Source organism: Fischerella sp., from assembly GCF_013388695.1.
Classification (GTDB): Bacteria; Cyanobacteriota; Cyanobacteriia; order Cyanobacteriales; family Nostocaceae; genus PCC9605.
In genome coordinates this window covers 1-13,745 of the sequence record NZ_JACAEU010000129.1, presented here as the reverse complement: position 1 = coordinate 13,745, position 13,745 = coordinate 1, and the positions used below count along the sequence as shown (strand labels likewise).

Sequence of the window (13,745 nt, the reverse complement as noted above, 5' to 3'; positions counted from 1 at the left end):
CTTCGTCTAGCTTTTTAGGAATATATTTATGCGAAAAACAACTTTGCTCACACTTTCTCTGACATGCTTAATCATGCTACCAGCAACGGCAGAATTAGGCAAGGTTTGGACTGATTTTCAGTCTTATGCAGGAGACTTACAAGACTATCTCAAAAATAATCTCACCGATACATTACAACCATTAGAAGCAGACACTCAAACCGCGATTGATAACTCTACAGGAGATTTGAACATACCTAACCCAAACGCAGCCGGAGAAAGCATTCGCGATAGCATGACTTGGTATTATGTCACGGATAAATTCGATCATAATTCCACTGTGAGAGCAAATTTAGTTAGTAATGAAATCAACCGCCTAATTACTCGCGGTGCTGTGGCTGGTGTTATGGGTGCAAATGGGCAAAGCACCTTAAGAGAGAAGTTAAAAGCAACTGAGGACTCCCTAGATAGAATTGAAAGTTCAAAAAGTTTTGTAGAAGAAATTTTAGAAAATTTAAAAAGTACAATTACCGATCTCGCTAATCCAGCATCAAGATTGGGTTTAAATCAAGCTGATCTACAGGCACAAAATATTAATATTCAACAAGAACAAGCCAAAATGATCGGAGAAACACTTGGTCAGACAGTGCAGACAAATCAATTTCTACAATACACCAATTTAAATTTAGCGAATATCTCCCAGCAGGTAGAAGAAACAAATCGCGCTCGCAGGGTAGATACATCAGCAGAAGCGGCGCGATTGTTACGAAACACTTCGCAAATAGATTTATTCGGCAGACAATTTGAAGAATAGATTCAACAATAAGTAGGTCAGCACAAATAAAGTTAACTCGTTATGGTCGTCATTTGTCATTGATAAAAGTTTCAGCATGATTACATGTCTTGACAAACTTAAGTTATCCTACTTCCTTTTTACAAAATAAATGCCCATGAACTCCGTTAACAACAAATAAATGAACGTTTTTTTTCTTCCTTTCAAAATTGTTGCCGAAATAGGTGTCCCTGAGATTCTCGATAATGGTGTTACAACTGCCAAAAGTATTTCAGAAAGCTGGGACAATCAATGGTTGGATTTATTACAAAATAATACTAGTGAAAATTTGTATGGAACGCTCACGAATGTGGGTGTATTTTTTGCAGTCGGAACCCTGTTGTTTTTCATGATACAATGGCTCAGGGATGTTTTATATAGTGAGTATTCCCGCCCTATCTCGGCTTTGATTTGGCCTTTTATTGTGGTGATACTATTAACCAATACTGGCAACGGTAGCGTACTTTCAGATCTGACGCTGGGTGTACGAAATTTTATTAATACAGTGAATCAGCAAGTGTTGACAACCGCAGATGCCAATCAAAATTACCAGCAAGCATTGAATATGGGTGTTGCAGAAGAGGTAGCTGGTTCTTTGCTGCGTCCTTGCCAGTCACTAACTGGCGAACAACAAACTCAATGCTTTGTCAGAGCCAAAGAAAAAATGGATATTCTCTGGCAGGAATATAGAAATTTATATGGAGATAAAACTTGGATCAACAGATTGGAAAATAGAGTCAATCAGATTGCATATGGTACGGGAAATATATCAGAAAATACATTTAGTTCTCTATTAGGTTCTAATATCCAAACTAGTATCAAAAACTTTTTAATTTCCTTACAATATGCATTTCAAAATTTAATAGAAGCTACTATGTTGCTGATAGCAGCTTTAGGGCCGTTGGCAGTGGGAGGTTCTTTATTACCTGTAGCTGGTAAACCGATTTTTGCTTGGCTGACTGGATTTTTATCGTTGGGGATTGCGAAATTTTCATTTACCATCATTACTGTGTTAACTGCCGCAGTGATTGTGAATGGGCCAGGGGAAGCTGGTAACGCCGATCCTGATTTAATGTGGTTCATGATTTTTATGGGAGTTTTGGCACCAATTTTATCTTTGCTTTTGTCTGGTGCGGGAGGATTTGCAATATTCAACGCTATTAGTAATACTACTTCATGGACAAGGGAGAGGATATAAATCAGCGGGAGAAATGGGTAAATGGTGCGCTTATTAGAAAAAAGACAAAAATCAGTCAGTCTTTTGACGACCTTTGCGATCGCCACCTTTGGATTGCAAGTATTAGCTTTAATTTTTTTAACATTACAAGGTTTAAAAATTCGCCAGCTGAGTCTCAGGAAACCTGCTGCTTTTGTACAATTAATAGCTGGTCAACCAATAGGTGTTACTGATGATTTAGAAAGAAACTCAGAAGCAATTCGGCAATTTGTCAGCAAAACGATGACATCAATGTTTAACTGGTCTGGAACACTTCCGCCTCAAAATATTGAAGAAGTCTCAAAACCCAAACCAGATTCGGGAATACTCATTAAAACGTCACAAGGCAATACCAAAAGAGTTACCACCAGTAGTTGGATAGCGAGTTTTGCCATATCAGAAGACTTTCGCAAAGGTTTCTTAAGTGAAATAGGAGCAATGACACCTCCAGAAGTTTTTGCTAATAATGCCAATCAAGCAATGTCAGCACAATTAGCAATTAAACGGGTTTATCCCCCTCAAAAAATTGCACCAGGTAAATGGCGAGTTGGTATGGTAGCTGATTTAATTCAAAAAAAACGAGATAGTGATAGAAAAGTCATAACTCCTTTTAATAAAGATTTACTTGTTCGTGCTGTAGATTATTTTCCTTATCCAGTAGACGATACTACCAGCGTTCTGCAAAAAGCAATTTATAGCATTCGTTCTGAAAGGTTAGAGATTTACGAAATCCGGAATTTATGTTTGCTGGATAATTATAACAATCTAAGTCCAGATAAATTACAGCAGTGCGGTAGTGGAATAAAATCGGATAGCTTCACTAGATAGCAGATTGCAATTTACCGAGTTTATTGTTAATGCAGTTATTTAAGTCAGATAATAGAAAAACAAGTATCCTACCACTGTTCGCTGTAGGAACATTTGGTTTGAATATTTTTACTTTGCTGATTTTGATGTTTCACGGATCAATGTTGCAACAGCTAAGTAGGCAATTAACGCCTCAAAGTTTGGTGCAACTTGCTGATGGTCGAGCAATCACAGCAGATACCACAGAAAATTTAGAACGATACCCCCAGACAATCCGGCGTTTCGTAGGTGAAACTATGACTTTAATGCTGACTTGGTCTAAGCAGCAGCAACCAGAAACAGTATGGCAAATTAGTTCTGAACTTTTAACCAATAATGTCAAGCAAAAATTTCAGTCAGAAGTTATTGATGTAAATACAACAAATCAATTTGAAAATCGCGGTGCTGAAAGTGTATTGGTAATCCAAAGAATTTCTCAACCTCAAAAAATTGGGGATGGTAAGTGGAAAGTAGAGTTACAAGCTAATCAATTAATTTTTAATAATTCCGATAGATTGGGAAAATCTGTACCGTTTAATAAACAAATTTTAGTCCAGGCAACAGATACACAAACAACTTCACTACCTGATTTACCAGTTTCTTGGAACTTAGCGGCTTATCGCCTCGGCGAAGCTAGGCTAGAAATTTACAATATATGTGACATCAAAGATAAGAACTGTTCTTGAAATGAGACTGAAGCTATACTATGACTCGATATTCAATTCCTTCAGAAACTACCCCAGATAATTTAGTGAATTCCACTACCGACGATTACCAACCAGAAATACAATCTTCTGATTGGGAATTTCGGATGGCGAGACTGGTTGGTTTTCAAGAAGAATCTCCAGCTATTGCTGATGATGTGGAAGTACCAGAAGATTCAGCCAGCCCAGCGCCAGCACCCGCCACCAGAACATCAGAAGTTTCCACCCAGCAATCCCTTTCATCTAATCCTTTTGCTAAATTAGCCTTGGTAGGAACTGGTACCTTTGCTTTGGTTTTATTAGCTGGCGGCTTTTTGTCACAGTTGATGAATGCTGGTAATCAAAAGCCTAAAAAAAATAATATTGTAGTTCAACAACCGCGATCGCAACCAACAACCGAATCTCGCCTGGAACAACTAGAAACAGAACTAGAGACTTTAAAAACCAAATTAGCCCTTGCCGAACAAGCGCAAGCAGTAAAATTAGCCCAACAAAAACTCAGAACTGAAAAAATGATCCCAGCTACTCCGACGCCACCGCCAGTTGCTTCTAGACCAAGAGTACCAACCCCTGTAAAAACAGTTTACGTGCCTAGGGTAGAAACCCGCGTCGTCCGAGTACCCCAACCTCAGCAACAACCTCTCCCGCAACAAACAGTTTCACCACCAGTTGCCAAGCCAGAAACTCAACCAAACGTTGAATTAACCCCACCAGATCCAATGGAGGAGTGGGCAAGGTTAGCAAAATTAGGTAGCTACGGTCAGGTGTCAGCTGCTGCACCTACTAATACGACTAATAACACTATTAGTCGTACTCCTCCTGAACCTGTACAAAATCCTAGAGTCCAGCGATACGCTACAAACCCCCAGCCTCAGCCAACTCCACAACCTTCACAACAAGAAACTTCTATTGTTAGCCAAGCACGAACACAGAATCCCAAATCAGTACCAGTAGGAACAAGTACTAAAGCTGTCCTAGCGACAGCTATATTTGGAGAAACTAGCAGAGCAACTAATAATAATAATAAAAATGACAGTGGCAAAAACCTATTTGTAGTCCGCTTGAAAGAACCATTAAAAGCAGCAGATGGTACTGTTGTCTTACCAGCCAAAACCGAGATATTGACTGAAATTAGTTCTCTTTCCGAACAAGGTTTGCTGCAACTCAATGCAGTCAAACTAATTAACCAAAATAATGGCAACATCACAGAACGCAGTTTAGATAACAATGCCATACTAATTCGCGGTTCCGAAGGTAGACCTTTGGTTGCAAACCAATATAAAAAAGGAGGCTCATCCCTTCTCTGGATGGATGCGGGACAGTTCGTATTGGGAGCAGCTGGTAAAGTCGGAGAGATATTTAATCGTACTGAATCAGAAGTCGTTCGAGATGGTGACTTCAGTTATATTAGAAACAAAAACCCCCAACGCAACGTCTTAGCCGGGATTTTGGAAGGTGGGGTTAGAACTGTAGTCCCCCAAATTACCCAACGCAATCAACAGGCTATGTCCCAAATGATGCAACGCAGTAATATTTGGTTTCTGCCAGCAGGAACAGAAGTAGAAATATACGTTAATCAAATGATGCAGTTTTAGATTTGATAAATGTTGATGGAGCAAGTGAATATTCACTCTCTAAGGTACGTTAAGGTAGTAACGCACCGCTAGTTTTCCTGTATGCGGCCATGAAAAACAACATCAACTTTCCAGCAAATACGCCAGGTAATTTTCCTTTCCTAACTCTTGCTTCCCTAATTTTTTCAGCTGCAATCTTATTGCTAACAGGTCGTGCTTTAGCAAATAACGCCGTTCTCCGATCCATGTTTTCCTGTCAAGCACAGGGTTTAGGAGGAGCAATACCCACTGTAAATGTTTGGTTTCAGCAAGGAACAAACTTAAGTTTTATTCAAGCTGGAGAAACAATTAAAAAAGTTTGGTTAAACGATCCATCACAGGTGACTATGGATTTTGACGGCCCCATGTGTATGCAATTTGGCCCAGACCGCAATAATAACATGGGAGATTGTAAAAACTCAGCAGCAAGTGTTATTCAACTCAGACGTATTCAAAAAATAAAAATTCCCGGACTACCCAACACTGACAAAACACTTTTAACAGTAGTTACTGAAGCGCAAGGCAAGAACAAGTTGTATACCTTTGAAATTGTCTATAGTGATGGTAAGCCTCACTACCACACTCTAGCTATTTTCCCCGATCCTCCTTCTGCTACTCCAAACCCTTGTGTGAGGGTTGCAAAATAAACAAATCGGCCAGCAAACCTCCCAGTGCAGTTACCAACAATAACGGCGTTAGCCAATCACCCCAACGCACATATAAAGTCTGCGTTTGTCGTCGATAAATCGTTTTGGCATGAATTTCGTAGGTGTTATGTCCGGATATCCACACAGTTCTGCCGTGGGGATCTACAAAAGCTGAATACCCTGTATTCGTTGCTCGCGCTGCCCATCGATCGGTTTCAATCGCCCGCATGATATCTTGGGCGTGGTGCTGTGCTGGCATAGATGCACTGTAATGGGCATCATTAGAAGAGCTAAGTATAAATTGTCCACCTGCTTGCGCTTGACGGCGAAATTGCTCAGAAAAAGCAGATTCGTAACAAATGCCAGCGATCGCCCGACCGAAAGGCGTATCAAATACTTGATTTAGCGAACCGGGAACTTGGTGTTCATCCAGAGGTGACAGGCGGCTAATGATACCACCCAAAACTTTCTCAAAGGGGATGTACTCTCCGATAGGTACTAACTTGGCTTTGTCGTAACGGCTAAAAACATTACCATCACCTGTAAAGGTAAACAAACTATTCGTATAACTCCGTCCCCGTTCTCCAAAACCACCAATCCAAGCTACAACACCTTTTTCTCGCACTGCATCCACCAAGGAACTACGCGTAATATCACGTTGGAAAAAAGGTAAAGCTCCTTCCGGCGTTAGCACTGCATCTACATCTTGAGCTACCAATGTGAGATATCCGCTAGTGTAACCTTCAATCGCACGACGCAAGCCTTCTGGATAAAGTTTAATTTGGTTGGGAATATTGCCTTGAATAATCCCCACCTTTAACGCTGCTTGTGGTGGTTGAATCAGAGGACGACTGTATAAGCTAAAACCAATTAGGTGTAAAGTAATTAGTAATCCTGCGGCGATCGCTAGATATTTGTTAACCAACCACAGAGGCACAGAGAACACAGAGAAAATCTTGGTGTTCTTGGCGTCTGTGCGGTTAATCCAAGCTTCCGCAATCAATCCATTCACTGCCACAATTGCTGCTGTCACAGCAATAGGCCCCGAAAGTTGACCCAGGTGTAAAATTACGATATTCTGCGGAGTCTGAGTGTAAGAAAGAGAACTCCACCATAAGGGGCCAGCACTCCAAAGTGCTTCTAAGCCACACCAAAGAGCAGTACCGATGAGAACACGAGTGATGGGGGATATTTGTAGAGACACGCCATGACGCGTCTGTGTACCTAATCTAAAATTCAAAATCCATGCTAAACAAGCAGCCCAAACTGCAACTAATGCCGCTCCCCAAAGGGTAATGAATATCCAGCAAAACAAAGCAATTCCCAGACTCGCCAACCAAGGAACCCCCATCCAAGTCATGGGGTGAATTCCTGTAATCCAGGATAGGGCTAGTCCGTGATAACCGATACCCCAAGCGAGGGAGATGGGGAGAGGGAGAGATGGGGAGAGGGGGGAAGATTGGTTTTTTCGTTTTGCAGAATCTATAACTAACACCCAGAGGGGAGCGAGGGCAAACCATGCCAAGAACCATGCGTTTACGGGTGCGACGGTCAAACCCATCAAAATACCGCTTCCTAAAGCAATTAGGACGCGGATAAAGGGAGACGCCGTGACGCGGAGAGTAAATTTCAAAAATTCTCTGTGTCCCCGCGTCTGTGTGTCTCCGTGTCTTCTCTTACTCAGTTTCTGTCGCATCACCGCTATCGGGAGGAACTATTGCTACTCCCGTAATCACATCATCTTCATCTAGGCGTTGCACGCGCACTCCAGTAGCGGAACGCGATTGAACGGAAATCGCATTCACTGCCTGTCTGATGATAATACCCCGACTAGTAACCATCATGATTTCATCGTCGCTATTGACAATGTGCAGGGTTGCGAGTTGGTCTTTGATTTTGCGATTTTTAAATTTGGTCGCCATTATACCCTGACCGGCACGGTTTTGCAGGCGGAACTGAGCAACGGGCACCCGTTTACCGTATCCTCCCATTGTAATCACCAATACCCATGGCCCTTGATGGCCATTGCCTGGTACTTCTGTGGACTCTTCATTCTCGATTTCTTCGATTTCGAGATCTTCGATTTCGGCGTCTGAGACTGTAGCTAGATTGGCCAGAATCGCAGCAGGCAGAATATCCATACCCACTAATTCATCTGCTTTCTTGAGTTTCATGGCTTTGACGCCACGTGTCGCCCGACCGAGAGGACGCAGTTGTTCGTGATCGCAACGAAAGTGAATGGCCATACCATGACGGGAACCAATAATAACGCTGTCTTCTACTCTTGCCCGTCGTACCCAGCGCAGTTGGTCTCCTTCTTCTAGGGAAATGGCAATCAAACCATTGGCACGAATATGGCTAAACGCTTCCAATACGGTTTTCTTGATGTTACCGCCTTTGGTGAGCATGACCAAATATTCATCGCTGGTAAACTCACTCACGGGTACTATTGAAGTGATTTTTTCCTCTTTGGGGATGGGCAACATCTGCACAATTGGCGTGCCGCGACTGGTACGAGAACCTACGGGAATTTGATAGGCTTTTAGGCAGTAAACGACACCACGCTCGCTGAAAAATAACAGGCTGTCGTGGTCGCAACAAGTCAAGAAATGCTCAACGCCATCATCATCTTTTACCTTCGCGGCGGCTTTGCCTCTAGTTGCACGGCTTTGCGCCTCAAAGGTGTTGACTGGCATCCGTTTAATGTAACCTTGCTCGGTTAGCAAAATGACAGCTTTTTCGTTGGCAATTAGGTCTGTGTCTTCTAAATCCCCTTCACCGTGGGTAATTACCGTGCGGCGTGGTGTGGCAAATTTTGCTTTTAGTTGCCCAACTTCTGTTTCAATAATTTGCAGTATTCGCTCTCGCCGTGCCAAAATATCCTGCAAGTCAGCTATCTGCGCTTGTAAGTCTTCGTGTTCTTGACGGATTTTATCTGCTTCTAGGGCAGTTAACCGCCGCAGTTGCATCTGCAAAATTGCATCCGCTTGCGCTTCTGAAAGCCCGTAAGTGGTAATTAATTCTCCTTTGGCTGACGGTGTATCAGCTGCGTGGCGAATTAAAGCAATAATTGCATCTAACTGAGCCAAAGCTATCAACAATCCTTGCAGGATGTGGTCGCGTTCCTCGGCTTTGCGCAGTTCGTATTGTGTACGTCTGGTAATCGCTTCAATGCGGAAATCGAGGAAAACTTGTAGAAACTGCTTGAGGGTGAGTATCTGAGGTTCGCCATTCACCAACGCCAGCATGTTCGCCCCAAAATTGGCTTGTATTGGCGTTTGCTTGTAGAGGTTGTTCAGGACTACACGGGGATAAGCATCGCGCTTGAGTTCGATGACAATTCGCATCCCATCGCGATCGCTTTCATCCCGGATATCGGCAATTCCGTCGATGCGCTTTTCATTGACCAACTCGGCAATTTTTTCAATCAATGCTGCTTTGTTGGTTTGATAGGGCAATTCAGTAACTATAATTGCTTCCCGATCTGGACGACCTCGTTGTTCGATGGTTTCAATATTTGCCACACCGCGCATGGTGATCGAACCGCGTCCACTGGTATAAGCTTCTTTAATCGCCGCAGTCCCGAGAATCTGACCTCCAGTCGGAAAGTCTGGGCCGTGAATATACTGCATTAACTGGATGTCAGTAATTTCCGGGTTATGAATCAGGGCCACCAATCCATCAATCAATTCACCCAAATTGTGGGGCGGGATGTTGGTTGCCATCCCCACAGCAATTCCCGAGGAACCGTTTAACAACAACTGCGGTACCCGTGCCGGTAGGACAGTCGGTTCTTGCTGGGAACCGTCGAAGTTATTAACAAAATCTACGGTTTCCGATTCGATATCTTGTAGGAGAGCGTCACCTGTTAAAGCTTGCAAGCGGCATTCAGTATAACGCATTGCCGCTGGGGGGTCGTTGTCTACAGAACCAAAATTACCATGTCCCTCAATTAAAGGCGATCGCATGGAAAAATCCTGTGCCATCCGCACCAAGGCATCATAAACTGCCGTGTCGCCGTGGGGGTGATATTTACCTAATACTTCCCCTACCACACGCGCACATTTACGGAAGGGACGATCTGAGGTCAACCCCAACTCATGCATGGCGTAGAGAATACGCCTATGCACAGGTTTCAGACCATCCCTGGCATCTGGTAGCGCCCGACCTACAATGACGCTCATGGCGTATTCCAGGTAAGACCTGGACATTTCGTTTCGCAGATCCGTGGGGATAATCCTCTCCTGAGAGGTTGTCATAACCTAAAAAACTCCAAGAATGGTTAGTTTCAGCGAAGAAAGCGCAAATAAGCAAAATTATTCCAAATTATCCTTGAATAATTGCCATAATTTGTTACAATTTTAGCACATCTTGTCATTTTCTGGCTGGCAAGGCAAAGTCAGGGGGTCAATAGTTAGTGGTTGTAGAGACGTGCCATGGCACGTCTGTACATTGGTTAGTGGTTAGTGGTTAGTGGTTAGTGGTTAGTAGTTATTTCTCCCACTCTCCCCATCTCCCCATCTCCCCATCTCCCACTCTTCTAACCTCTGCCTTTGTTACGAAGCATCTTGCTTAGACTTGAGCTGAGATGTAATAAAAGGAACTTTGGGAGCAAAAAAGAATCCAATCAAACTGGCAAACAAGATGGGTGTAAAGGAAGCAAAATTGGTGAGTTTCGACAGCAGCAAAGTCGTACTTACGGGTGTGCGCGTCACCGCAACGTTGAGAGATGCCATTACACAAATCATAGCCAAGCTAGAATTAAGTCCAGGAACCAACACTGCCATTGCTTTACCTAGACAAGCACCAGTGAAAAACAGGGGGATAATAAATCCACCAGGCCATCCGCCCGTAACTGTAACGCTAATGGCAGCCATTTTACTCAAAGCTAAAGTCAAAAGAACAATAGCAGTAAAACTGCCAGTAACGATCGCTGTTAACTGTTCATGTCCAAAAAAGTGAGTCAGCGGCAATAACAAAGCTAAAATACCCAATCCCAATCCTGCTAATGTTGTGCGGATATAAACTGGGCCGGGAATACGGGCAAATAGGCGATCGCATCCGTGAAAAATCCCTATAAACACCCATCCTGCTAACGCCCCAATCACCCCGAATAAGATCGCAAACGCAAAATTATTGACATTATCTAGGCTGTACTGAGGGAAATACCAAGTGGGTGCAATTCCTAAATTTGTAATTACCGCAAACACCAGATAACTAGCGCAACTGGAAACAATGGCAGGTATCACTGCTTCGCTATACTCCACCACGTACTTGTGGTGCAATATTTCTAAAGCAAACATCGCACCAGCAAGAGGTGCACCAAACAAGGCAGTAAAACCCGCCGCCATTCCTGCCAGACTCATCGTGCGGATATCGTCTTGGCGTTGAAGTTTGAGGCGATCGGCTGCCCAAGTGCCAAACGAACCTGTTACCTGTACTAATGGTGCTTCCGGACCAGCACTGCCGCCTGCTGATATACTGACCAAAGAAGCAAGAATCATGGATGGATTTTTGCGAATATCTAGGCGTCCGCTACGAAAATTGATGTTATCTATAAGAAGGCCGATTTCCCCAGGACTTCCAAGGAAATGAATTATTAGACCTACTACTAAACCAGCTAGTGGCATCACCAACAGGAGACTAAAACCTGTAAATTTTTGCAGTCCTTGAGTTAGTAGTTCTAAGACACTCCAATACAATGCAGCAAATAAACCACCCGCAATTCCCACAACCGCCCAGCGTAAAACCCAAAGGGAAATCATGAAAGGATGACGCCTTGTCAATCCAACTAGTTGTGAGAATGTCCAACGTTGATTTTGCTCTAATCTTTTACCCTGGTTTGGCACTGCCTTGACTACTGTAGTGAAAAGACAAAAAAGCGCATGATGACGCTTTCCATACTAATTATCATCTACTTTGGAACTTAATTTTGACTTAGTACAGCTTTGCATAAAACTGTTTCCCGACTATAAGAACATTTACGCTGACTGCCAACAACAACTAGGTTGCAGTCAAAGATAGTACTTCCCTCACCCCGCCTGTCGGCACCTCTCTCCCAATTTGGAACAGGGGAGGGGGAGAAGGCATGAATTGCTATATCTGAACACAACTTGGTATCAGAGGTCATTTATAAAGTCAATATTTAAGTAGGGGAGCCAGCGCCAGATTTATTCCACAACAAGCTGTCGTTATCAATCTCACGAGATTCACGGTGAACACCAAGACATTTGTGACCTAGGTCTTGATGTTCCTTATTAACGTTAACCCATGCATAGAGAACATCAAGACATTTGTGACCTAGGTCTTGATGTTCCTTATTAACGTCAAGACATTCCTGGATAACACTGTTATATTTGTTACTAACGTCGTGACAGTCGTTACTACAATCAAATCAAATATTGGCGATCGCAACGTAACAAAGATATCGCACATGGCAGTAAGCTGTTTTATTTAGAGCATTTATAAAAATTTCCGATTATGGCAACGATTAACGACAACTTCCTCAAGCTGAAAGCTGGCTATCTGTTTCCTGAAATTGCGCGGCGCGTCAATGCCTTTGCAGAGGCTAACCCAGATGCTAGCATGATCAAGTTGGGTATTGGTGATGTCACCGAACCACTGCCACAAGCTTGCCGCACAGCAATGATTAAAGCAGTGGAAGAAATGGGCGATCGCGCCACATTTAAAGGCTATGGCCCGGAGCAAGGCTATGCCTGGTTGCGAGACAAAATTGCTAAATACGACTTCCAAGCACGGGGATGCGAGGTTGATGCATCGGAAATATTTATCTCCGATGGTTCTAAATGTGACACGGGTAACATCCTCGATATTTTTGGTGATGACAACACGATCGCCGTCACCGATCCCGTTTATCCTGTGTATGTAGACACCAATGTCATGGCAGGACATACTGGGGATGCCAACGATAAAGGTGAGTTTGAGGGTTTAGTGTATCTGCCGATTACGGCTGATAACAACTTCACCGCCGAAATTCCCTCAAAGAAAGTCGATTTAATTTACCTCTGCTTCCCTAATAACCCCACAGGTGCAGTGGCCACTAAAGAACATCTCAAGGCATGGGTAGACTATGCCAAAGCCGATGGCTCAATAATTTTCTTTGACGCCGCCTATGAAGCCTTCATCACCGATGCAGAGATTCCCCACTCGATCTACGAAATTGAAGGTGCGAGAGATTGTGCGATCGAATTTCGCTCTTTCTCCAAGAATGCAGGATTTACTGGTACTCGCTGCGCCTTTACAGTTGTACCTAAGAACCTGACAGCAAAAGCCGCTAATGGTTCAGATGTAGAACTGTGGAAACTCTGGAACCGCCGCCAGTCCACCAAGTTTAATGGCGTGTCCTACATTGTGCAACGTGGAGCCGAGGCAGTTTATTCTGAGGAAGGACAAGCACAAACCAAAGCGCTAGTTAACTTTTATCTAGAAAATGCCAAGATTATTTGTGAGAAACTCACAGCAGCTGGATTAGCAGTATATGGAGGTGTAAATGCACCCTATGTGTGGGTGAAAACACCTAATGGTCTTTCCAGTTGGGATTTCTTCGATAAGTTGCTGCACACCTGCAATGTTGTAGGTACACCGGGTTCTGGTTTTGGTGCTGCGGGTGAAGGCTACTTCCGCATTTCTGCGTTTAACAGTCGGGAGAATGTAGAAGAGGCGATGCAGCGGATTACAACTCGCTTTTCTTCGTAGCCTCTAGGTAGATCGCATCATCGAATCTCGACGATATCGTCACGCGATCGCTTCTTGATCGCTATCCCATTAAACCGACATTCCGCACCCTCAACTGTCACAATCGGTTTTTACTGTTTTTTAGAAGGAGATAAAGCTATTTCATATACTTTAACTCCTTGAATCAACTGAGAAAGAACGATTAAAAAGTAT

Annotated in this window: 10 protein-coding genes; 7 read left to right on the top strand and 3 right to left on the bottom strand. The window is 43.3% G+C overall.

The window, feature by feature from the left end; all coding sequences use genetic code 11:
• Positions 1-28: 28 nt before the first annotated feature.
• The 6 genes from HXY43_RS17140 to HXY43_RS17115 all read left to right on the top strand — a co-directional run bounded on the left by HXY43_RS17140 (position 29) and on the right by HXY43_RS17115 (position 5,837).
• Positions 29-793, top strand: a complete 765-nt coding sequence (locus tag HXY43_RS17140) for a hypothetical protein (protein WP_290885106.1) — start codon at positions 29-31, stop codon at positions 791-793.
• Positions 794-953: 160 nt separating this feature from the next.
• A complete protein-coding gene (locus HXY43_RS17135) occupies positions 954-2,009 on the top strand; it encodes a hypothetical protein (protein ID WP_290885103.1) in 1,056 nt (351 codons plus the stop codon).
• A gap of 21 nt (positions 2,010-2,030) precedes the next feature.
• Entirely contained in the window at positions 2,031-2,855 is an 825-nt protein-coding gene (locus tag HXY43_RS17130) for a hypothetical protein (RefSeq protein ID WP_290885100.1), read from the top strand.
• A 29-nt stretch (positions 2,856-2,884) separates the two neighbouring features.
• Positions 2,885-3,559 carry a hypothetical protein gene (locus tag HXY43_RS17125; protein WP_290885097.1) on the top strand — a complete coding sequence of 225 codons (675 nt, stop codon included), beginning with the start codon at positions 2,885-2,887 and terminating at the stop codon, positions 3,557-3,559.
• Between the two features lie 20 nt (positions 3,560-3,579).
• The gene (locus tag HXY43_RS17120) at positions 3,580-5,172 is read left to right on the top strand and encodes a TrbI/VirB10 family protein (RefSeq protein WP_026731914.1); all 1,593 of its coding nucleotides are present in this window, start codon (positions 3,580-3,582) and stop codon (positions 5,170-5,172) included.
• An 89-nt stretch (positions 5,173-5,261) separates the two neighbouring features.
• Positions 5,262-5,837 carry a hypothetical protein gene (locus tag HXY43_RS17115; RefSeq protein WP_290885092.1) on the top strand — a complete coding sequence of 192 codons (576 nt, stop codon included), beginning with the start codon at positions 5,262-5,264 and terminating at the stop codon, positions 5,835-5,837.
• On the opposite strand, the gene lnt is transcribed toward HXY43_RS17115, so the two are convergent.
• The 3 genes from lnt to HXY43_RS17100 all read right to left on the bottom strand — a co-directional run bounded on the left by lnt (position 5,803) and on the right by HXY43_RS17100 (position 11,602).
• Positions 5,803-7,398 carry an apolipoprotein N-acyltransferase gene (gene lnt / locus HXY43_RS17110; protein WP_290885138.1) on the bottom strand — a complete coding sequence of 532 codons (1,596 nt, stop codon included), beginning with the start codon at positions 7,396-7,398 and terminating at the stop codon, positions 5,803-5,805. The two genes, HXY43_RS17115 and lnt, sit on opposite strands and share 35 nt — an antisense overlap.
• Before the next feature lie 115 nt (positions 7,399-7,513).
• On the bottom strand, positions 7,514-10,096 hold the full coding sequence (gene gyrA, locus HXY43_RS17105) for a DNA gyrase subunit A (RefSeq protein WP_290885089.1): 2,583 nt from the start codon (positions 10,094-10,096) through the stop codon (positions 7,514-7,516).
• Between the two features lie 297 nt (positions 10,097-10,393).
• Entirely contained in the window at positions 10,394-11,602 is a 1,209-nt protein-coding gene (locus tag HXY43_RS17100) for a chloride channel protein (protein ID WP_290885087.1), read from the bottom strand.
• Between the two features lie 715 nt (positions 11,603-12,317).
• Here HXY43_RS17100 and HXY43_RS17095 point away from each other — a divergent pair.
• Positions 12,318-13,553 carry an LL-diaminopimelate aminotransferase gene (locus tag HXY43_RS17095; RefSeq protein WP_290885084.1) on the top strand — a complete coding sequence of 412 codons (1,236 nt, stop codon included), beginning with the start codon at positions 12,318-12,320 and terminating at the stop codon, positions 13,551-13,553.
• Positions 13,554-13,745 lie beyond the last annotated feature (192 nt).